This is a genomic window from Leeia sp. (genome assembly GCF_041909055.1).
Taxonomy (GTDB): Bacteria; Pseudomonadota; Gammaproteobacteria; order Burkholderiales; family Leeiaceae; genus Leeia; species Leeia aquatica.
Map to the genome: position 1 here is coordinate 147,869 of NZ_JAYREC010000005.1, position 21,240 is coordinate 169,108.

Below are 21,240 nucleotides of genomic sequence, written 5' to 3' on the forward strand. Positions count from 1 at the left end.
TTCACCGGGAAGATGGCATGTTGCCCAAGCTGGATCAGTTGATTGTTGAATTCGACAAAGGCGTACGCACGCTACTTGCCCCCGCCCATAGCCGTCGCCCCCACCCGGACCAGGACATTCCCGATTGCGAGCTGAGTGACGCTGAGCGCAAACATGCCGCTCGCCTGATGCGGATCAATCACTGCGGCGAAGTGTGCGCCCAGGCCCTCTACCAGGGTCAGGCCCTCACCGCGCGCGACCCGGCCAATCAGCATGCTTTCACCGAGGCCGCGTTTGAAGAAATCGAGCATCTGGCCTGGACCGAGCGCCGTATTCACGAGTTGGGGGGGCGCACCAGCCTGCTCAATCCACTGTGGTACACCGGCTCACTCGCCATCGGCATTACCGCCGGGCTGCTGGGCGACAAATGGAACCTCGGCTTCCTGTCCGAAACCGAGCAGCAAGTCGCCCGTCACCTGGAAGAGCACCTGCAGAAACTGCCCGAGCAAGACCAGAAAAGCCAGGCCATCCTGGCCCAGATGAAAACCGACGAACTACATCACGCCGAGCAGGCTGACGAGCATGGCGCCGCGCCACTGCCCGCACCGGTCAAGGCGCTGATGAAGCTGTCGTCCAAGGTGATGACCCGCAGCAGCTACTGGCTGTAAACCAGAAAGCTCGCAGATCAAGAATGCATTAAAAGCCCCTTGAAAGCAGGGCTCGAACCTGCGTCCAGCCGGTCCAAGAGCCGACCGCTCTACCACTGAGCTATTTCAAGGGGCATATGTACTTTGCCAGCGCGCTCTTGCTGACGTCAAGCGTAAACACCTCATTGCTTACCAGAGAACCATCCGAGTTTGCGCATCAGCAAAGCCATGCCCGGGTGTGCTATTGCTACACCATGAACCAGTTCAGGTGTAGGAGCAAAAGGCACCACTCCTCGTTGAACTTTAGGCCCCGTCCATCCCTGACCAACCGGGTCTACACCGTACATGGCACAGGCAGCTTCGACAAACTGACGCGTGCACTTGGCCTCACCCGACAGAACATCCCAAGGCGCGGGGAGTGCCGCCCAGACACATGTGTCCGGGTCAAGCCCCTTTCCGGACATCCTATGCCAAGCCACCACATCAGCCGCCATCAACCGCATGACTTTACCTAGGCACATGGCATCAATACTCTCGGACATGCCCAGCGAGATTGCCAGCGTCAACCAAGCTTGACGCATGGCATTCCAAGCCCCAGCCAATGCGTTCCAAGTTGACGAGTCATCACCTCGCTGAACCACCATGCGGTCGCGTCGAAAAGCGCTTTTCGTCCATGTGAGTCGCAGCAGGTCTGCAATCTCATGCAATTGCTGCAGGAAGGTCATATAAAGCGTCAATTTCTCGACTCCTGACAACCGTGCAACAACGCACTCATCAGGAAACACATGTGCAATGGCACGCCAACCGGCACTTGGCATTGTGTGGCTGCAACGACGGAACAGCATGTCGGCGATTTCATCATAGGCCGACTGTTGACCTTCGTTACTGAAAACACTTCTTCGGTTCTTGGTTGCGCTGAAATAGGCAATGAAGCAGGCAGCATCAACAGAGGCAGAAAAATCCTCCCATGTGATCAACGTTGCCAACCCGGTTTTGGCCATGCGCGCGACTGCGTATTTACGCTGTTCGAACTGAAAGGTTTTCAGCTTTTCTTCAAGCCTCCCCAAAAAACGGAATAACTTGTTATACCGCCGTTTTGACAGTTCAAGACCCGCTATCACCCGCAAGGCCCGGCTCAAACGGTCCTGTTTAAAATCATGACACTCAGCTCGCATGTGCAGGGTCTGAGATAGTTCATATACCAGGCGTTGTAGCTGCTCTATATCCTCATGGACATCAGGTTCCACATTGCGCATGACATCCGCAAACAGTTCGCGCGCTTTATGGATCTGACGAATAGGCGGGCTAGGACGAAGAAAACTTGTCGGCATACTGCTAAATGAATATGTGCCTTGCTTTAGAGCCCCCCTCGCCGCACGTGCCAGCAAACGCTCCTCATCACTCCGCAAGCGCCCTTGCAACACAACCAATACCTTCTCAGCAACATCCTCGGGCCGCAGTCGCTGCTGTAGTGATTGGTACAGCAGCAGCACCCCCTCTGTTTCTGCCCCACGCATACCTATCCCTTTGTCAACAGTAAAACCTTCACTCGACCTCAACCACCTCAAAGTCGTGGGTGACTTCTGCCGTCTTGGCCAGCATCAGTGTGGCTGAGCAATATTTTTCGGCGGACAGATCAATGGCCCGCTTGACCACTTCCGGCTTCAGCCCCTTGCCGGTCACGACAAAGTGCATGTGGATGCGGGTAAAGACTTTGGGGTCCGTGTCGGCGCGCTCGGCTTCCAGCTGCACCACGCAGTCACGCACATCGTGACGGCCGCGCTCCAGGATCAGCACCACATCAAACGCAGTGCAGCCGCCCGCTCCCATCAACAGCATTTCCATCGGGCGCGGCCCCAGGTTCCGCCCTCCCGCCTCGGGGGCACCATCCATCAGCACGGCATGGCCGCTGCCGCTCTCCGCCAGAAAACTCTTGCCTTCCACCCACTTGACGCGCGCCTTCATAGCCTTGCCTCTCTTGGTTAAACGAACGATGTGGGCCATTGTAAACGAGGGGCAAGGGACCTGCATTCATGTTGCAATGCACAGTTAAGTGAGCTATAGTTCACTTAACGTTAAACGTCATCAAGGTGATGCGTTAATGTTGTCTCCTCCATCCTCCTTAATTGATCAGGTGGACTTGCCACGCGATTCTGTGTCAGGATCGCGTTTTTTTTGCCGTCCAGCCGGGACGTAAAGAATCCGGTTTGACAGGCATTGATTTATCTGCGAAAATCTCGCACTTTCTCGAACCGACTTGTTTACTTGGAACGAATTCAGATGAAAACCTACTCTGCCAAGCCGCAGGACATTCAGCGCGATTGGTTTGTGGTGGACGCCTCCGATCTGGTGCTGGGCCGGCTTGCCGCCGCAATCGCACATCGCCTGCGCGGCAAACACAAAGCCATCTACACCCCGCACATGGACACCGGCGACTTCATCGTCGTTGTGAACGCAGACAAGATCCGCGTGACCGGTAACAAAGCGGAAGACAAAGTGTACTACCGTCACAGCGGCTACCCGGGCGGCATTTATGCCCGTACCTTCACCGAGATGAAGAACCAGTTCCCGGAACGTCTGATCGAGAAGGCCGTTAAAGGCATGCTGCCGAAAGGCCCGCTGGGCTACGCCATGCTGAAGAAGCTGAAAGTGTATGCTGGTGAAAACCACCCGCACACCGCTCAGCAGCCGAAAGTTCTGGAACTGTAAGTCAGGGATCACATCATGATCGGTAAATACAACTACGGCACGGGTCGTCGCAAGAGCGCGGTAGCACGCGTGTTCCTGGCGTCTGGCACCGGCAAGATCGAAGTCAACGGCAAGCCGGTTGACCTGTTCTTCTCCCGCGAAACCGGCCGCATGGTCGTGCGTCAACCGCTGGAACTGACCAACCACCTGTCCACGTTCGACATCAGCGTCAACGTGCAAGGCGGCGGTGAAACCGGCCAGGCTGGCGCAGTTCGCCACGGCATCACTCGCGCACTGATCGAATACGATCCGTCGCTGAAGCCGGCCCTGTCGGCCGCTGGGTTCGTGACCCGCGATGCACGTGAAGTGGAACGCAAGAAGGTCGGTCTGCACAAGGCCCGTCGTCGCAAGCAGTTCTCCAAGCGTTAATCTGCTGCCACGGCACACAAAAGCCACCTTCGGGTGGCTTTTTGTTTTACTGGCTGTCCGGTCAATTTCTGCGGGTTTCATGCAGAAATCATGACTCATGGGTTGTCCTGCTCTCCTTCGCGTTTTATTATCGACGGCTACGCGCCGCTTCAGGCTGGCTGAACCTGTACGTGAAAGAACACACTATGATCAAAGTGGGCATTGTCGGTGGCACCGGGTATACCGGGGTTGAATTGTTGCGTTTGCTGTCACGCCACCCGCAGGTGAGCCTGCGCGCGGTAACCTCGCGCAAGGAAGCTGGCATGCCGGTCGCCGACATGTACAGCAGCCTGCGTGGTTTTGTCGACCTGCGATTCAGTGACCCGGCAGACCAGCCCTTGCAGGACTGCGATGTGGTGTTCTTCGCCACGCCAAACGGCATTGCCATGCAGCAGGCGCAGGCCATGCTGGATGCCGGCATCCGCATCATTGATCTGGCTGCAGACTTCCGTATCCGCGATCGTGCCACCTGGGAGCAATGGTATGGCATGGCGCATGCGGCCCCGCAATTACTGGAGGAGGCTGTCTATGGCCTGCCGGAAGTCAATCGCGCACAGATTCGCAACGCCCGGCTGATTGCCAACCCGGGCTGCTACCCAACGGCCGTGCAGCTGGGTTTCCTGCCGCTACTGGAAACCGGGGTGATCGACACCCGACACCTGATTGCCGATTGCAAGTCCGGGGTATCCGGCGCGGGTCGCAAAGCGGAAGTGCACGCCCTGCTGGCGGAAGCAGGGGACAACTTCAAGGCCTACGGGGTACCTGGCCACCGCCATCTGCCGGAAATTCGCCAGGGCTTGGCCCGCATGTCCGGGCAAGACGTTGGCCTGACCTTTACCCCACACCTGCTGCCCATGATTCGTGGCATCCATGCCACGCTGTATGGACGCCTCACCCGTGATGTCGACCTGCAGCAGCTGTTCGAGCAGCGTTATGCGGATGAACCGTTTGTGGATGTGCTGCCTGCCGGCAGCCACCCGGAAACCCGCTCGGTGCGCGGCGCCAATGTCTGCCGTCTGGCCGTACACCGCCCGCAGGGTGGCGATACCGTGGTGGTGCTGGCAGTCGAAGATAATCTGGTCAAGGGTGCCGCCGGTCAGGCCGTGCAAAACATGAACCTGATGTTCGGCTTGCCCGAAACCACCGGCCTCGAGCTGGTCCCGCTGCTGCCTTGATGTGATGCGTCGCCGCTCCCAGCGTCACCGCAAGCTGCTCACCGCGCCACGCCTTTCGGTGCAGGCGCATACCAGCTGGCCGATGCGTTTGCTGCATTACGCCATCCTGCTGGCCATTTTGCTGGCGTGCTGCGGCGTGGCTTATCTGGCGGGGCGTCTGGGCAATAATGAGTTCCGTGGCATCACGGTACAGGATGTGTTCAAACTGCGTCAGGATGTCGGCAGCCTTAGCCGGGACAACCGGCTGCTGCTCAAGCGCGCCACCCAGCTGGAACAGGATCAGCGCATCGACAGCGACGCCAGTGTACGTCTGCAGCAGCAGGTGGGTCGGCTGGAAACCGAGAACCTGTCCCTGCGGCAACAGCTCGGTCTGTTCGAGGAAATGCTGAAGCGCCCGGATAATCATGAGCCATTGCGTGTCAGCCATTTCAGCGCTTACCCATTGGCAGACGGACGCTGGCACTTTCAGGCCCTGCTGGCACAAGGCAGCAGCAGTAATCCGTTTGAAGGTTACTACCAGCTAAAATGGGGCGGTAACAGCAGTGGCAGCTGGCCCAGTGATCCGCAGGATGCCCGCAGCCGCTTGCAGTTTCGCCACCTGACCCGGATCGAGGGTGACCTGCCCGCCGGCATCCAGCCGCTGGACAAGCTGACCCTGACCTTGTTTGCACAAGGCAACACCACGCCGGCTGCGGAGTGGTCCACCACATTGAAATAAGTAAGGAGTCGCCATGTTCGGCAGCAAGAATCACAAGCCGCAGAACCGCATTGACAGCCTGATTGGTGAAGAGACCAGCATTGATGGCGATGTCCAGTTCGTAGGCGGTCTGCGGGTGGATGGCTGCATCCGGGGTAACGTCACCGCTGTGGGCGACAAGCCCGCCACCCTGGTGGTCTCCGAAAAGGCCGTGATAGAGGGGGCCATCCGGGTGGCTCATTTGATTGTGAATGGCCGCATTCATGGCCCGGTGCATGCCACTCATTTCATTGAACTGCAACCCAAGTCGCAAATCGTTGGCGATGTGCATTACCGCACTTTGGAGATGCACCCGGGCGCCATCATCGACGGTCGGCTGGTGCATGAGCACGAGCTGCTGAAGGACAACCCGACCCTGCACCTGACCGCCAGCAGTGAGAGCAAGCCGGATTGACCTTTACCCGGCAGCGATGGATAATGATAATATCCGACTGAAACACTAGGGTTTAAGGAGTTTGCATGAACGCCGCCACTGAACTGCCGAGCCCGCTGGTCTTTACCGACAGCGCCTCGAACAAGGTGCGTGAACTGATTGAGGAAGAAGGCAACCCGGATCTGAAGCTGCGCGTATTCGTCAGCGGCGGGGGCTGCTCCGGCTTCCAGTACGGTTTCACCTTTGATGAAATCACCAATGACGACGACACTCAAGTGGAAAAGAACGGGGTCACCCTGTTGATCGACCCGATGAGCTACCAGTATCTGGTCGGCGCGGAGATCGACTACACCGAAGGTCTGGAAGGCTCGCAGTTCGTGATCAAGAATCCGAACGCCACCTCGACCTGTGGCTGTGGCTCGTCGTTCTCGGCCTGAGCTACCGCGTCCCCAGAAAACAGGGCCGTATGGCCCTGTTTTTATTGCTACGCCGGGTAATAGCAACCCAGGATACGCTCTCCGTTCGCACCAGTGACCGAAGGCAGATTGCCCGGCTGACCCTGCAGATAGCGCCAGCCCAGCCAGGCGAAGGCAAACGCCTCCAGCCAGTCCCCCGGCACCCCAACCTGATCCGTCCTCATCACCGGCACCGCCCCCATACCGCTTTGCAGTGCCGCCATCAGGCAGGCATTACGCGCTCCGCCACCACACACCAGCACCCGCTTGATGTTGGGGCAATAACGCTGCACATCCTGTACGATGGCCTGTGCGGTCAGCGCGCACAGAGTAGCCTGCACGTCCACCGGTGCATGGTCAGCCAGCGGCCAGCGCGACAGCCAGTCCGGATTGAAATCATCGCGCCCGGTACTTTTCGGCGGCGGCAGCTGGAAAAAGGGGCTGCTCAACATCGCTTGCAGCAAGGCGGGCTGTACCTGTCCCTGCGCCGCCCACGCACCGCCCGCATCAAAGGGCTGGCCCAGATGGCGCTGGCACCAGTGATCCAGCAATACATTGCCGGGCCCGCAGTCAAAGCCCAATACACCGCCATCATGTGCCAGCCAGCTCAGGTTGCTGATGCCGCCGATATTGACCACCCCATCACCCGGCTGAAACAGGCCTTTGTGAAAAGCGGGCACCAAGGGAGCACCCTGCCCGCCCGCCGCCACATCCCGGCTGCGGAAATCGGCGATCACAGGCAAGCCGGTCAGCTCGGCCAGCAGCGCATGGTTGCCGATCTGCACCGTATAGCCGAGGTCTGGCCGGTGGCGAATGGTCTGGCCATGATTGGCAATCGCCCTCACCTGCGATGCCAGCAGATCGGCTTGACGCAACACCTGCTGCACGGCTTGCGCATACAACTGCGCCAGCTGGTTAGCCGCGAGCTGGCAGGCATGCAGCTCATCCGGCTGTGGCTGGTTTAGCGCCAGCAAGGCCTGCTTGAGGTCTTCCGGCATGGGCACGAATGCGCTGGCCAGCATGGCGGGCTGTGGCTCAAACCGGGCCAGCACGGCGTCTACCCCATCCAGACTGGTGCCAGACATCAAACCAATCAACAGCGGTGCATCTGCATCACTCATTCATCCGCTCCGAAATAAAACGGGCCAGTGCATGCACACTGGCCCGTAAATGGATTGCGTCAACGCAGCCTCAATCGAGGTTACGCTCCTGCAGGGTCTGCATCAGGTCAAAGCGTGCCGTCAGGGTCGAGGCGTGCGCGGTAAACTGTGGCAGCACCTTGTCGTCCATCGGCTTGGCAATCGGCACCACATCCGACAGCGGGTCGCGCGCCTCGCCCGCCACCCGGAACTCATAGTGCAGGTGCGGGCCCGTTGCCCATCCGGTTTGACCGACAAAGCCGATCAGATCCCCCTGCGACACCTTGCTGCCCACCTTCAGGTTCGGCGCAAAGCCGGACAAGTGAGCATACGCCGTGGTGAAGTCGCCAAAGTGCTTCACTTCAATCAGGTTGCCGTAGCCGTTCTTGACTCCGGCAAACGTCACCACGCCATCGGCAGTCACTTTGACCTTGGTGCCGATCGGTGCGCCGTAATCCACGCCTTTATGCTGCTTCCACTCACCGAGGATCGGATGCATGCGCATGGCGAAGCCGGAGGTCACCCGGGTGAACTCCATCGGTGACTGCAGGAAGGCCTTGCGCAGGCTCTTGCCTTCCGGGGTGTAATAAGCAGTATGCCCGCTGGCATCGGTAAACGACACCGCACGGTACACCTTGCCACCATTGATGAATTCTGCTGCCAGCAGGCGTCCTGTCTGCACCACCTGGCCGTTGTAGGACATCGTTTCATAGACCACCTTGAAACGGTCGCCCTTGTGCAGGCCTTTGTGGAAGTTGATCTGCGAGCCGAACATGTCGGACAGGCTCGTAGCAATGTCATCCGGCAGATCAGCCGCATCGGTTGCCGCAAACAGGGTGCTCTTGATGGTGCCGGCCTTCATGGCCGTACCCACCGTCATCTGCACCTCGTCCTTGCTGACACTGAAGGAATCGCCCGCAGCCGTCACCTTGACCAGCACGCCATCGGCATCCATGTACTGCAGGCCCAGCAATTCACCCTCGGCATCGGTCTGCGCCTGGACGGTGCGCCCCAGCTTCAGCTGCTTTAGGCCGGACAATTCGGTTTGCTTGCGCAGGTATTGCAGCGCCGCCGGGTCGGACACTCCCATGCGGGACAGCAGGCTACCCAAGCTATCACCTTGCTGGATACGCTCTTCACGCCAGTACACATCCGGCGCTGCGCTTTGCAGGTTCGGCACCGTGAGCTCATCCACCACTGCGACGGTATCCACCGGCGTGCGCTGCTGTTGCCCCACCACGGCAAACGCACCGGCAATGCCCAAGAGCGGCACGCTGGACAGCCACAGCAGCCAGTTGATGCCGGATTTACGTGCAGCCGGTACGGTGTTTTCGGTTAGAATATCGTTTTTTGTGTTCGACATAAGGCGTAAAGATTCTTTCCGCAAGTGGCGGAGGGTAACAGAAAAGCCTGATTCAGCAAACATTTTTCCGGTTGGCGCCCTTCTCTTTCGGGCTGAATACAACCGGCGGCCTGACCATTTACTGTCAGCCACCAGCAAGGGAACATGATGACAGCAGACCTGCAACAAGCCTTGGCCCAGATCAAGCGGGGCGCAGATGAGCTCCTGCTTGAAGCCGAGATGATCGACAAGCTGAAGGAAAACCGCCCGCTGCGCATCAAAGCAGGGTTTGATCCCACCGCCCCCGATCTGCACCTGGGCCATACCTTGGTCATCAACAAGATGCGCCAGTTCCAGGATCTGGGGCATCAGGCCATCTTTCTGATTGGGGATTTCACCGGCATGATTGGCGACCCGACCGGCAAGAACGCCACCCGGCCGCCGTTGTCTCGCGAGCAGATTGAGGCCAACGCCAAGACCTATGCCGAGCAGGTCTTCAAGATTCTGGACCCGGCACGCACCGAGATCCGTTTCAATTCGGAATGGTGTGAGGCCTTGGGCGCAGCGGGCATGATCAAGCTCGCCTCTCGTCACACCGTGGCGCGCATGCTGGAACGTGATGATTTCAAGAAACGCTACGCCAACAACCAGCCCATTGCCATCCACGAATTCCTCTACCCGCTGATGCAGGGTTACGATTCGGTCGCCTTGCAGGCCGACGTGGAGCTGGGGGGTACCGACCAGAAATTCAACTTGCTGGTGGGGCGCCAGCTGCAGCAGGAGTATGGGCAGAAGCCGCAATGTCTGGTGACCATGCCGCTGCTGGAGGGGCTGGATGGGGTCAACAAGATGTCCAAGTCGCTGGGTAACTACATCGGCATCACCGATGCGCCGGGCGATATGTTCGGTAAGCTGATGTCGATTTCCGATGAGCTGATGTGGCGTTACTTCGAGCTGCTGTCCTTCCGTTCACTGGGTGACATTGCCCAGCTCAAGCAGCAAGTGGCAGAAGGCCGTAATCCACGTGATGTGAAGTTCGAGCTGGGTCAGGAAATTGTGGGCCGCTTCCACGGCGCAGATGCGGCCCAAGCCGCGCTGGAAGGCTTCCTCAACCGCTTCCGTGACGGCGCCATGCCAGAGGACATGCCGGAGCTGACCCTGCCCACCACCGATGGCAAGCTGGGCATCGGTCACGCCCTGAAAGCCGCTGGCCTGGTGGCTAGCACCTCGGAAGCCCTGCGCCAGATTGATGGTGGCGGCGTACGCATCAATGGTGAAAAGGTCAGCGACAAGGCACTGCAACTCAGCAGCGGTGAGACCCTGGTGCTGCAGGTCGGCAAGCGCAAGTTTGCACGGGTGACATTGGGCTAATCATTGCCATCCTCACAGCGAAGTGCACCACCGGTGCACTTCGCTGATGGTCACACCCCGGCCTTAAATGGTCAGCGCAATCGGGCCCGTCGTCCAGACAACGCCATCGCCATTATTGGAGGGTGGTAGCGAGTAGGTCTGCCCGTTCAGGGTAAACGTAAACGCTTGTGGCCCACCCCAGTCAATCCCGATGGCCACCAGCTGATACTGCCCCGGCGCAAGCGTCACAGGATAAGAGCCACTGAGTGGACTGTTGACACCGTTCAACTGCAGTCCCCCCTGGTACTGCCCCGCGACCAGCGGGAGTGCCACATTGACGGGCTGGCTGTTGCCGCTGTTGATGTTGCCAATCACAAAGCTGGCTCCCCACTGATAGGCAACCAGTAACAATTGATTGTCGCATGCGGTAATACGAATCATGTTCTCTGCCATGGTCTTGCTCCTGTCCAGGTTAATGGTTCACGCCACCTTGCTGGCCTCGCTCCCGGTGAGCATGTTGCAGCGCAAACAAGGTGCCTGGACTATAGAAGGTGCTTGACCTGCCGCCCCTGACCCTTTGGGCAGCCCCTGTCCCTGTGGTCAGGCAGGCAAAAACGGAAAGACCGACACCCGGCCACCCGACCAGCGCAGACCATGCCCTTCCGGTACGCTGTGCCAGTTGGACTCGTCGTCGTCCGAGGGTTCAGACGCAATGGTATTGACTTGCCCATCCGCCGCACGGTCCTTGGCATGGGTATCCGGGTTGCCATAGTAGAGACTGGGCGAGGCCTGATCCGACGAGAAACGGAATGCCCAGATGACGGTGCCATCGGTCAACGCAGCAGACATGCGAAAGGGTTCACTATCACCGTGCACCGCCATGATCTGCAACACCTTGCCGATGGTGCGTGACATGGCACCAATCGGATCATCCTGCAAACCCTCGGACAGTGCGGCCATGAACAATGCCTCGCTGTCCGACGTGCCCGCCCGGTGACGATAGAATTCCGGGCTGATCAGCGACTCCACCTCACGGCGACAATCCTGCCAGTGGCCAATCTTGCCATTGTGCATGAACACCCAGTTCTGAAACTGGAACGGATGGCAGTTGCTGCGTGACACGGAAGTGCCGGTAGACGCCCGCACATGGGCAAAGAAGAGCCGGGACTGCACCTGCGCCGCCAGCGAGCGCAGGTTTTCATCATTCCAGGCGGGCAGAATGTCACGGAACAGGCCAGGCCGATTGCGCTGGCCATACCAGGCAATACCAAAACCGTCTCCATTGGTGACCTGACTGGCATGGCGCGCCCGCAAGCTTTGGCTGATCAGCGAATGCTGCTGCTCAAACAGCAGGTCTTCCAGAAAAATGTCCGGCCCGGCATAGGCCACCCAGCGGCACATTCCATTCTCCCGCGCATCTCCTCCCCGCAGTATAGCCCCTCCTGCTGGATACCAACGACTTGTCATTCTGGAAAGTAAGACCCTGTCCAGACAAAACCGCCTTCGCTCATCCAGGGTTGGGCATTTTGGCATTCATTAAGCATATTCAAATATCATTACCATTAGGACGATGAGATGAATTCCCCTCGGAGTACCGCTCCTTGCCAAGGGGATGATCAACATCATTAAACCCAACACAACTGAAGGATGGACTTGTGAGCGAACAACGTACCCTGAACCTAGCTGAACGCCGTGCCATCGCAGCTTATCAGGAAGAAACCTTCAACGGCCTCAAGGCGCAGATGATCGAGGCCGTGGGCAAAGACATCACCATTGACGTGGAATGGGCCGCCCTTGCCCTGCCGGACCAGGCTGAGCGCTATAGCCGCGAAGACTTCTGGACCAATATCTTCTTTGTGCCAACCGTGAAGGCCCTGAGCGACCTGGGTGCAGATGCCATGGGCAAGGAAGCCTTGCAAGGTGCCCTGCAACGTATCGTCTTCACCTATGACGAAGCCACCGCACCTTCCATGGCCTATGAAAATGGGGTGAGCTTTGCCGATGGCACGTTGACCATCAACTTCAAGCCGTTCACCAACGCCGACTACATCGACGACCGCGCCAGCGCCATCGTCAAGGAACTGGAACGCAAGCTGTAAGCCGCACCCCATGCCGGGAATGATGAACTCACACCCGGCTGAATCAGCCTTGTAGACGCCTGCCGGGTTCTGACCTCTGGGCGTCCACGCCACAGACACAGAACAAGACAGACTCAACACACATGAAACCGAACACGCATAATCGGGTGCTACGCTTGCGCCCAATAAACGCCATTGTCATGTATGGCCTGGCGCTCATGGCAGCCCCGGCGGTGCAAGCTGCAAGCACTATCTCGCAACTGGACCCATCAGGCACCTATTTCGCAGGCGATGGCTTGGCGATCACCCCGGATGGCAACACCGTCGCGGGTCGCGTCCAGACCGGCAGCCTGGATGGCGGTATGCGCTGGACCGCTTCTGGCGGCGTCCAGGCATTGGGAAGCCACAATGGCTGGACCACCTGGATGCGAGGCATTTCGCACGATGGCACAACACTGGTGGGTTTCTCGCAAGATGGCGCCCAGACGAATCAGAAAGCCTTGCGCTGGACACAGGCCACCGGGTACCAGGATCTGGGGTCACTCGGCGGTACACGCTCCATTGCTCAAGCCATATCCGGTGATGGCACCACGATCGTAGGGCATTCGACGGATGCAGGTGGTATCCAGCGTGCATTTCGCTGGACAGCCGCCGGGGGCATGGTTGCCCTCCCGGCGCTCGGCAGTGGGAATGGGGCAGGCGCGGCTAAAGCGGTGTCTGCCGATGGCAGTGTCATTGTTGGCTATGCCAATAACGGGAGCGGTACTCAAAAGTCCTTTCGCTGGACAGCTGCCGGGGGCATGCAAGAGCTCGCCAGCCCGACTGGTGCCGGTGAGGTCCTGGCCCAAGCCGCCTCCTCGGATGCAAATACCATTGCCGGTCGTGCTCAGGTAAGTGCCACAAGTCATCAGCAGGCCTTTCTATGGACCAGCACAGGGGGTGCAGAATGGCTGGGTTACCTCCCCGGCGGAAGTTACTCCAATGCCATGGGCCTCTCCATGAACGGAAAGGTAGCCGTTGGCGAGGCTTACAATAGCAATGGCACACTCAAGGCTGTAGTCTGGATCCGGGGCAAGAGCATTCAAACCGTGGAAGAATGGCTGGCGGCAGATGGGGTGGTGGTCAGTCCCAGTCTTTCCACCAACGCCGCCTATGCTGCTAACCAAGACGGTACCGTCATTGTTGGCCGCTTGACGAACGGTCATGGCTTTATTGCGCGAGGCTCTGTGGGGCTGATTGATACCCAGGATTTCAACAGCTCCCTCTACAGTGTGGCACATCAACAGAGCCGTGCGCTGAACGAAGCCGATCTGGTCATGAACGGGCTGCACAGCCGCCCGACGGCGTTCACCCTCAAGACGGGCCAAGGCACCATGTGGGTGGGTGGTGACCTCGGGCGGGCCGAGCGGGTGCCCGGCAAGGGCACTGTCGGCAATGGCGAGCTGGGTGTGGCATATGGACTGACGGACACACTCATGCTGCGGGCTGCGGTTGGCCGTACCGGTAGCGACATCGACAGCGATGGCGGCTCCAACGTGGAAACCAGCGGTACCTTTGTCTTGCCGGAGCTGGTGGCCCAGCTGGGTGACAGCCCGTTCCTGTTGAGCGCAAGTGCCTATTACAACAGTGGCAAGGCACGCATCCGCCGTGGTTATCTCAATGCTGGCACGCCTGAACATGCCGATGGTACGCCGGATGTCAGCAGCAAGGCACTCCGCCTGCGCCTGGATTGGCTAGATGCCTACAAATCAGAACGCCTGTCGTTGACGCCTTATGCCAGCATGAGCTGGTACCGCAGCCATGTGGATAGCTATACCGAGAAAGGCGGCAACTTTCCGGTGAGCTGGGAGGCCCAGCAGGAAAGGCAAAGCATCCTGCGGCTGGGGACGGATCTGCGCTATGCGTTGAGTGACGATGTGACCTTGACCGGTTTGCTGGAGCTGGCACACCGCTCACGCCAGAACGGTGAGGGTGCCCAGGGCCGCATTATTGGTCTGAGCAGCTTCAAGCTCGAAGGCATGGCTTATCCCCGCAGCTGGGTACGTCTGGGTGTGGGGCTGGATGCCAAAGTGGGGCCAGGCGTCCTCGGCATCATGCTCAATGCCAATAGCCGCAACAGTGGCAACCGCTGGTGGCTGAACGCCAGCTATCGTATCCCGTTCTGATCAATCCCGCTCTACCGGGTACAACCCTGCCGTTGTTGGCAGCGTTGTACCCCGGCCTGCTCCACGCTCAACCTCCATACCCGGCGCGGGGACTATCGTGCCACGCCGCACGCCCAATGAGCATTTCATCAGCCACCGTCCCCACTTGACCGTTATGTAACCCCCTCCGGAAGACAAGCGCCTTACGGCGGAGTAAATCTTCCTGTCAAGCCAGAAATGCGCAGCTTCCTGATTTTTCAGCTCATTCTTTGGCATTCATTAAGAAGCCACAAAATATCATTGTCATGCGACAGGAACCTGAATATGCCAAAAGCGTGTTCCGCCCAAGCGGAAAACCGGTGTTGCAAGCGCTCCTGCCTGACATTAAACCCAACACAACTGAAGGATGGACTTGTGAGCGAACAACGTACCCTGAATCTGGCTGAACGCCGTGCCATCGCTGCTTATCAGGAAGAAACCTTCAACGGCCTCAAGGCGCAGATGATTGAGGCCGTGGGCAAAGACATCACCATTGACGTGGAATGGGCCGCCCTTGCCCTGCCGGACCAGGCTGAGCGCTATAGCCGCGAAGACTTCTGGACCAATATCTTCTTTGTGCCAACCGTGAAGGCCCTGAGCGACCTGGGTGCAGATGCCATGGGCAAGGAAGCCTTGCAAGGGGCCCTGCAACGTATCGTCTTCACCTATGACGAAGCCACCGCACCGTCCATGGCCTATGAAAACGGTGTGAGCTTTGCCGATGGCACGTTGACCATCAACTTCAAGCCGTTCACCAACGCCGACTACATCGACGACCGCGCCACCGCCATCGTCAAGGAACTGGAACGCAAGCTGTAAGCCGCACCCCATGCCGGGGCTCACCTGCCCCGGCATGCTCGAACTTATAGATACTCGCCAAATGCAGCGCTCGGGGCGAGCGCCTGCCAGCTACAAATCATAAAACCGAATCAACACACATGAAACCGAACTCACATGCTCGGGCGCTGCGCCTGCGCCAAAACAATGCCATTGTCATTTATTGCTGTGCCATGCTCTCCATGAACGTCGCCTTGGCTGCAGGTGGCGGTCTGGCCGAGTATGCACCCTTTAATGGCGGGACCTATGCCAATTTCCAGGTGATCTCTCCGGATGGTAGTACTGTTGTTGGATATGCCCGGGACGGCAGCCGGACCGTTGCCGTGCGTTGGACCTCTGCTGGAGGAATGGAAAACCTGGGGTCCATGTTTGGCGGCAGCGCCACATCGGTTACCGGGCTTTCCGCTGATGGCAGCGTACTGGTCGGAACCGGCCAGCTTGCACACAACGCGTTGTCTTACCGTGCCTATCGCTGGACAAGGGCAACCGGGCCACAAGATCTGGGTACGCTGCCCATGGGAGGCAACAGTCATGCGGCAGCCGTATCCTCCGATGGCAACATGGTGGTGGGTGTCGCCTATAACGCTGCAACCTATCAGCGCGGTTTCCTGTGGACGTCCGCACAAGGCATGCAGGATCTCGGCGAGCTGAATGGCGGACATTCCAGTGCGGCGCTGGCCTTGTCTGCCGATGGCAGTGTCATCGTAGGCAGAGCGGCTGATGGTCATGCCGGTGGCAACGATCGCGCAGTGCGCTGGAGCAATGGCAGTGGCCCTGTGAGTCTTGGGGTGCTGTCAGGACACCAGAACTCGGTGGCAAACGCCATCTCAGCCGATGGTCAGGTCATTACGGGAACGTCGTATCCAGGGCCCGGCATTACCGATGCGCGCGCTTTCCGCTGGACCGCCACCGATGGCATGCAGAATCTCGGCACTTTACCAGGAGGGACTTACTCACTGGGCCTGGGCATTTCAGCGGACGGCAGTACCATCGTGGGTCGCTCAGAGGCCATCAACCAGGGAGCCCTGCGTGCCTTTCGCTGGACCCAGGCCACAGGCATGCAGTCCGTCGAGCAGTGGCTGGCTGATAATGGCGTCGTGGTGAACTCATCCCAAGGCACACAGGAGGCACATGCGACCAATCAGGACGGTTCAATCGTGGTTGGTAGCATGAACAATGGCAATGCCTTCATTGCATGCGTCAGAAGCTGCGGCAATGGGGGTTCCGGCCTGATTGATGTGCAGCAATTCAATGGCTCCCTCTACAGTGTGGCGCATCAGCAGAGCCGGTCTTTGGGTGAGTCTGATCTGGTCATGAACGGCCTGCACAGCCGCCCGACGGCGTTCACCCTCAAGACGGGCCAAGGCACCATGTGGGTAGGGGGTGACCTCGGACGAGCCGAGCGCGTACCCGGCAAGGGCACCGTGGGCAATGGCGAGCTGGGTGTGGCATATGGCCTGACGGACAAACTCATGCTGCGTGCTGCAGTTGGCCGTACCGGCAGCGACATCGACAGCGATGGCGGCTCCAACGTGGAAACCAGCGGTACCTTTGTCTTGCCAGAGCTGGTGGCCCAGCTGGGTGACAGCCCGTTCCTGTTGAGCGCAAGTGCTTATTACAACAGTGGCAAGGCACGCATCCGCCGCGCTTATCTCAATGCCGGCACGCCTGAACATGCCGATGGTACGCCGGATGTCAGCAGCAAGGCACTCCGCCTGCGTCTGGACTGGATGGATGCCTACAAGTCAGAACGCCTGTCGTTGACACCTTATGCCAGCATGAGCTGGTACCGCAGCCATGTGGATGGTTACACCGAGAAAGGCGGCAACTTTCCGGTGAGCTGGGAGGCCCAGCAGGAAAGGCAAAGCATCCTGCGGCTGGGGACGGATCTGCGCTATGCGTTGAGTGACGATGTGACCTTGACCGGTTTGCTGGAGCTGGCACACCGCTCACGCCAGAACGGTGAGGGTGCCCAGGGCCGCATGATTGGTCTGAGCAGCTTCAAGCTCGAAGGCATGGCCTATCCCCGCAGCTGGGTGCGCCTGGGCGTGGGGCTGGATGCCAAAGTAGGGCCGGGCATTCTGGGTGTCATGCTCAATGCCAATAGCCGCAACAGTGGCAACCGCTGGTGGCTGAACGCCAGCTATCGCATCCCGTTCTGATCAGCTCCGGCGATCATGGAACCTCACAGGCAATGGTCATGTCATAATGCGGACATGCCTTTTCACGGACCTCTGACATGACCTTGCCCTCCTTACTCCGCCCCACCCTGCTGATCGTGCTGGGCTTGGCTTCCCTGCAGTCCATGGCCGCCAGTAGCCCTGCCATGGTAGAGCTCCGCCCCAGTCAGGAAGACCTGGGCTGGATGGAAGTTCACACTTGGGGTGGTGGCGCGCGCTATGAGTTTGAAATCAACCGCAAAGCCCAGCCGCTCCCGGCGGGTCTGGCGGGCAGTCAGCCACAGCTGTTTGTCGGTTGCAGCCAGCAAGGCCAAGGTGGTGCCTGGCAGTTCTACGTCGGGCTGAGTGATCCCGGTGCCTGGATGCAGAAAGACCTCAAGGCCCTGCGCGCCTTTGAAGCGACCCGTAAACAGCTGTTCGGCACCGCTGGGAATGTCATCCTGGTAGGCCCGCAAGGCCAGAGCAAGTGGATACCCATCAAACCGGCTGATTTTGGCCTGAAAGCCACCCCGCTTGATGCCGCTACGCTACAAGCCCTGCAGCAGGCGGTCCAGATTCAGGTGTATACCCCGACCCTGCGCATGCACATCCCGGCCAGCGACCTCAACAAACTGCTGACCAGCCTGAAATTGCCCTGCCGCTAACACGCTCACCATGAAAAAGCCCGCTGGCACACAGCGGGCTTTTTCGTTGGACTGACGTCCTGCTTAACGATCAATGCCGCCCATGCACAGGTACTTGATCTCCACGTAATCCTCAATGCCGTATTTGGAACCTTCACGGCCCAGACCGGACTGCTTGACCCCGCCGAACGGTGCGGCTTCGTTGGAGATGATGCCGGTGTTCAAACCCACCATGCCGTACTCCAGCCCTTCTGACACGCGCCAGATGCGGCCAATGTCGCGAGCGTAGAAGTAGGACGCCAGGCCAAACTCGGTATCATTGGCGTAGCCCAGTACTTCTTCTTCCGTCTCGAAGCGGAACAGCGGTGCCAGCGGGCCAAAGGTTTCCTCGCGGGCCACTTTCATGTCGGCGGTCACACCGGTCACCAGCGTCGGCTCAAAGAAAGAGCCGCCCAGTGCGTGGCGCTTGCCACCGGCCACCACCTTGCCGCCCTTGGCGATGGCGTCGGCAATGTGCTCTTCCACTTTCAGCACCGCATTCTGGTCGATCAGCGGCCCTTGGGTAATGCCAGCTTCCATGCCATTGCCCACTTGCAGCCGGTTCACCGCTGCAGCGAATTTCTCGGCAAAGGCGTCGTACACCCCGGCCTGCACATAGATACGGTTGGCGCAGACGCAGGTCTGGCCGGCGTTGCGGAACTTGGAAATCAGCGCCCCTTCTACCGCCGCATCCAGATCAGCATCGTCGAACACGATGAACGGGGCGTTGCCCCCCAGCTCCAGCGACACCTTCTTGATGGTGCCCGCACATTGTGCGGCGAGCTGGCGACCAATCTCGGTCGAACCGGTAAAACTGAATTTCTTGACGATGTCGCTGCCGGTCAGTTCACCACCAATGGCTGCAGCCGAACCGGTGACCACGTTGAACACCCCGGCCGGAATACCAGCGCGCTCGGCCAGTACCGCAATCGCCAGTGCGGAAAGCGGAGTCTGGCTGGCGGGCTTCACCACCATACTGCAGCCTGCGGCCAGTGCAGGCGCCGCCTTGCGGGTGATCATGGCATTGGGAAAGTTCCACGGTGTCACCGCAGCACACACCCCGATCGGCTGCTTGATCACCACCACCCGCTTGTCGTTCGCCGGTTGCGGGATCACGTCGCCATACAGGCGCTTGCCCTCCTCCGCGTACCACTCGATATAGCTGGCACCGTAGGCGATCTCGCCTTTGGCCTCAGTCAGCGGCTTGCCCTGCTCGGCAGTGAGCAGCATGGCCAGATCGTCCTGATGGGCCATCATCAGGTCATACCACTTGCGCAGCAGGACCGAACGTTCCTTGGCGGTTTTCTTGCGCCATTGCTTAAAGGCTTGCTCGGCAGCCTGCAGTGCGCGGCGGGTTTCTGCCACGCCCATCTTTGGCACGGTCGCCAATACTTCGCCGGTGGCTGGATTAGTCACGGCAATGGTTTCGCCATTATCGGCATCCAGCCACTCGCCATTGATATAGCACTGCTGGCGCAGCAGGCCAGCATCTTTCAGGTTCAGCATGGAAAGCTCCTGTTGCACGGGGCGCCGCAGCGCCCCGTTTTCAATCTGTTTTACTGGGCTTCTTGCATGGCCGCTTGCAGGATGGCCAAGCCTTCAGCCAGTACTTCGTCCTGAATGGTCAGCGGCATCAGGAAGCGGATCACGTTGGCGTACACACCGCAGGTCAGCAGGATCAGGCCTTTTTCCAGCGCTTTTTGCTGCACGCGCTTGGTGTAATCGGCATCCGGTTCATCGGTTCCGGGCTTGTTCAGCTCCATGGCGATCATGGCGCCCAGGCCACGCACCTCGGCAATGTGCGGCACGCTGGCTTTGAGGCCATTCATGGCTTCCTTCAGCTTGTCGCCCAGGCGGTTGCTGCGCTCCAGCAGCTTTTCCTCTTCGATCACGTCCAGCACGGCGAGCGAAGCAGCTACGGCCAGCGGGTTACCTGCATAGGTGCCACCCAGGCCACCCGGGTTCGGCGCATCCATGATCTCAGCCTTGCCGCAGACGGCGGACAGGGTAAAACCACCGGCCATCGACTTGGCCATGGTCATCAGGTCCGGCACCACGCCGTAGTGCTCCATGGCAAACATGGTGCCGGTGCGGGCAAAACAGGTCTGCACTTCATCGGCAATCAGCAGAATGCCGTGCTGATCGCACAGTGCGCGCAGCTGCTGCATGAAATCCTTGGGCGCCACATAGAAACCGCCTTCGCCTTGCACCGGCTCCAGAATGATGGCGGCCACCCGCTTCGGATCGACAGAAGACTTGAACAGCTGCTGCAGGGCGTCCAGCGAATCCTGGGTGCTGACGCCATGCAGTTCGTTCGGGAACGGTGCATGGTAGGTTTCTGCCGGGAACGGGCCGAAACCGGCCTTGTACGGCAACACCTTGCCGGTCAGCGCCATCCCCATCATGGTACGACCATGGAAGGCCCCGGAGAAGGCGATCACACCGCTGCGGCCGGTGGCAAAGCGAGCGATCTTGATGGCGTTTTCCACCGCCTCGGCGCCAGAAGAGAAGAACGCGGTCTTCTTGGCGTGCGAACCCGGTGTCAGCGCGTTGATGCGCTCAGCCAGTTCAATATAGGAAGCGTACGGCACCACCTGATAGCAGGTATGGGTGAACTTCTGCAGCTGGGCCTGCACCGCAGCCACCACCTTGGGGTGGCAATGGCCGGTGTTCAGTACGGCGATCCCACCGGCGAAGTCGATGTAACGTCGACCTTCCACGTCCCACAATTCAGAGTTCAGCGCACGCTCGGCAAAGAACGGTGCCATCACACCTACCCCGCGTGGGGTAGCCGCGTCCTTGCGCTTGAGCAGGGATTGATTGTCAGCCATGTCGGGTCTCCATCCGTTAGACCGCCCCACGGGCGGGTGTTTAATATTTAACGACAGAAAGATAGCAGGATTTTAAACATTTCACCAGTATTCTGC

21 protein-coding genes and 1 tRNA gene are annotated in these 21,240 nt (G+C 59.3%); 13 read left to right on the forward strand and 9 right to left on the reverse strand.

The features are described 5' to 3' along the window. Nucleotides 1–17 precede the first annotated feature (17 nt). Nucleotides 18–647, forward strand: coding sequence for a 2-polyprenyl-3-methyl-6-methoxy-1,4-benzoquinone monooxygenase (coq7, locus tag ACE3O2_RS13570; protein ID WP_374338326.1), 630 nt, complete (start codon nucleotides 18–20; stop codon nucleotides 645–647). A gap of 37 nt (nucleotides 648–684) precedes the next feature. On the opposite strand, the gene ACE3O2_RS13575 is transcribed toward coq7, so the two are convergent. From ACE3O2_RS13575 to ACE3O2_RS13585, 3 genes are all read right to left on the reverse strand, one after another. Then, nucleotides 685–757, reverse strand: a tRNA-Lys gene (locus ACE3O2_RS13575). 51 nt (nucleotides 758–808) lie between these two features. Then, nucleotides 809–2,143: a hypothetical protein gene (locus ACE3O2_RS13580; RefSeq protein WP_374338328.1), complete on the reverse strand. Its 1,335-nt coding sequence runs from the start codon at nucleotides 2,141–2,143 to the stop codon at nucleotides 809–811. A 28-nt stretch (nucleotides 2,144–2,171) separates the two neighbouring features. After that, nucleotides 2,172–2,591 carry an OsmC family protein gene (locus tag ACE3O2_RS13585; protein ID WP_374338330.1) on the reverse strand — a complete coding sequence of 140 codons (420 nt, stop codon included), beginning with the start codon at nucleotides 2,589–2,591 and terminating at the stop codon, nucleotides 2,172–2,174. A gap of 315 nt (nucleotides 2,592–2,906) precedes the next feature. Here ACE3O2_RS13585 and rplM point away from each other — a divergent pair, with 315 nt between their 5' ends. From rplM to erpA, 6 genes are all read left to right on the forward strand, one after another. After that, the gene (gene rplM, locus ACE3O2_RS13590) at nucleotides 2,907–3,335 is read left to right on the forward strand and encodes a 50S ribosomal protein L13 (protein ID WP_374338332.1); all 429 of its coding nucleotides are present in this window, start codon (nucleotides 2,907–2,909) and stop codon (nucleotides 3,333–3,335) included. Nucleotides 3,336–3,350: 15 nt separating this feature from the next. After that, complete coding sequence (gene rpsI / locus ACE3O2_RS13595; protein WP_168877528.1) at nucleotides 3,351–3,743, forward strand: 30S ribosomal protein S9; 393 nt, start codon at nucleotides 3,351–3,353, stop codon at nucleotides 3,741–3,743. Between the two features lie 185 nt (nucleotides 3,744–3,928). Further along, entirely contained in the window at nucleotides 3,929–4,957 is a 1,029-nt protein-coding gene (gene argC, locus ACE3O2_RS13600) for an N-acetyl-gamma-glutamyl-phosphate reductase (RefSeq protein ID WP_374338694.1), read from the forward strand. Nucleotides 4,958–4,961: 4 nt separating this feature from the next. After that, nucleotides 4,962–5,675: a DUF6776 family protein gene (locus ACE3O2_RS13605; protein ID WP_374338334.1), complete on the forward strand. Its 714-nt coding sequence runs from the start codon at nucleotides 4,962–4,964 to the stop codon at nucleotides 5,673–5,675. A gap of 13 nt (nucleotides 5,676–5,688) precedes the next feature. Then, on the forward strand, nucleotides 5,689–6,108 hold the full coding sequence (locus tag ACE3O2_RS13610) for a polymer-forming cytoskeletal protein (RefSeq protein WP_168877530.1): 420 nt from the start codon (nucleotides 5,689–5,691) through the stop codon (nucleotides 6,106–6,108). A 65-nt stretch (nucleotides 6,109–6,173) separates the two neighbouring features. Next, nucleotides 6,174–6,524, forward strand: a complete 351-nt coding sequence (erpA, locus tag ACE3O2_RS13615) for an iron-sulfur cluster insertion protein ErpA (protein WP_168877531.1) — start codon at nucleotides 6,174–6,176, stop codon at nucleotides 6,522–6,524. Between the two features lie 47 nt (nucleotides 6,525–6,571). Here the strand turns inward: erpA and ACE3O2_RS13620 are convergent, their stop codons facing one another. Then, complete coding sequence (locus ACE3O2_RS13620) at nucleotides 6,572–7,663, reverse strand: anhydro-N-acetylmuramic acid kinase (protein ID WP_374338337.1); 1,092 nt, start codon at nucleotides 7,661–7,663, stop codon at nucleotides 6,572–6,574. Between the two features lie 70 nt (nucleotides 7,664–7,733). Then, nucleotides 7,734–9,044 carry a peptidoglycan DD-metalloendopeptidase family protein gene (locus ACE3O2_RS13625; protein ID WP_374338339.1) on the reverse strand — a complete coding sequence of 437 codons (1,311 nt, stop codon included), beginning with the start codon at nucleotides 9,042–9,044 and terminating at the stop codon, nucleotides 7,734–7,736. 147 nt (nucleotides 9,045–9,191) lie between these two features. On the opposite strand from ACE3O2_RS13625, the gene tyrS reads away from it, so the two are divergent. Then, nucleotides 9,192–10,394 (forward strand): tyrosine--tRNA ligase, encoded by a 1,203-nt coding sequence (tyrS, locus tag ACE3O2_RS13630; protein WP_374338696.1) that lies wholly within the window; start codon nucleotides 9,192–9,194, stop codon nucleotides 10,392–10,394. A 63-nt stretch (nucleotides 10,395–10,457) separates the two neighbouring features. On the opposite strand, the gene ACE3O2_RS13635 is transcribed toward tyrS, so the two are convergent. After that, complete coding sequence (locus tag ACE3O2_RS13635) at nucleotides 10,458–10,826, reverse strand: hypothetical protein (protein ID WP_374338341.1); 369 nt, start codon at nucleotides 10,824–10,826, stop codon at nucleotides 10,458–10,460. A gap of 147 nt (nucleotides 10,827–10,973) precedes the next feature. Then, nucleotides 10,974–11,774, reverse strand: coding sequence for a class II glutamine amidotransferase (locus ACE3O2_RS13640; RefSeq protein ID WP_374338343.1), 801 nt, complete (start codon nucleotides 11,772–11,774; stop codon nucleotides 10,974–10,976). A 254-nt stretch (nucleotides 11,775–12,028) separates the two neighbouring features. Here ACE3O2_RS13640 and ACE3O2_RS13645 point away from each other — a divergent pair, with 254 nt between their 5' ends. The 5 genes from ACE3O2_RS13645 to ACE3O2_RS13665 all read left to right on the forward strand — a co-directional run bounded on the left by ACE3O2_RS13645 (nucleotide 12,029) and on the right by ACE3O2_RS13665 (nucleotide 18,295). Next, nucleotides 12,029–12,472, forward strand: coding sequence for a hypothetical protein (locus tag ACE3O2_RS13645; RefSeq protein WP_168877538.1), 444 nt, complete (start codon nucleotides 12,029–12,031; stop codon nucleotides 12,470–12,472). Between the two features lie 122 nt (nucleotides 12,473–12,594). After that, nucleotides 12,595–14,616, forward strand: a complete 2,022-nt coding sequence (locus ACE3O2_RS13650; RefSeq protein ID WP_374338345.1) for an autotransporter domain-containing protein — start codon at nucleotides 12,595–12,597, stop codon at nucleotides 14,614–14,616. Nucleotides 14,617–15,009: 393 nt separating this feature from the next. Next, nucleotides 15,010–15,453, forward strand: coding sequence for a hypothetical protein (locus ACE3O2_RS13655; RefSeq protein WP_374338347.1), 444 nt, complete (start codon nucleotides 15,010–15,012; stop codon nucleotides 15,451–15,453). Nucleotides 15,454–15,572: 119 nt separating this feature from the next. Next, entirely contained in the window at nucleotides 15,573–17,633 is a 2,061-nt protein-coding gene (locus ACE3O2_RS13660) for an autotransporter domain-containing protein (protein WP_374338349.1), read from the forward strand. A gap of 77 nt (nucleotides 17,634–17,710) precedes the next feature. Further along, the gene (locus ACE3O2_RS13665) at nucleotides 17,711–18,295 is read left to right on the forward strand and encodes a hypothetical protein (RefSeq protein WP_374338351.1); all 585 of its coding nucleotides are present in this window, start codon (nucleotides 17,711–17,713) and stop codon (nucleotides 18,293–18,295) included. 63 nt (nucleotides 18,296–18,358) lie between these two features. Here the strand turns inward: ACE3O2_RS13665 and gabD are convergent, their stop codons facing one another. Both gabD and gabT read right to left on the reverse strand, forming a co-directional pair. Next, complete coding sequence (gabD, locus tag ACE3O2_RS13670; RefSeq protein WP_374338354.1) at nucleotides 18,359–19,819, reverse strand: NADP-dependent succinate-semialdehyde dehydrogenase; 1,461 nt, start codon at nucleotides 19,817–19,819, stop codon at nucleotides 18,359–18,361. Nucleotides 19,820–19,869: 50 nt separating this feature from the next. After that, entirely contained in the window at nucleotides 19,870–21,144 is a 1,275-nt protein-coding gene (gene gabT, locus ACE3O2_RS13675; protein ID WP_374338356.1) for a 4-aminobutyrate--2-oxoglutarate transaminase, read from the reverse strand. Between the last annotated feature and the right edge of the window lie 96 nt (nucleotides 21,145–21,240).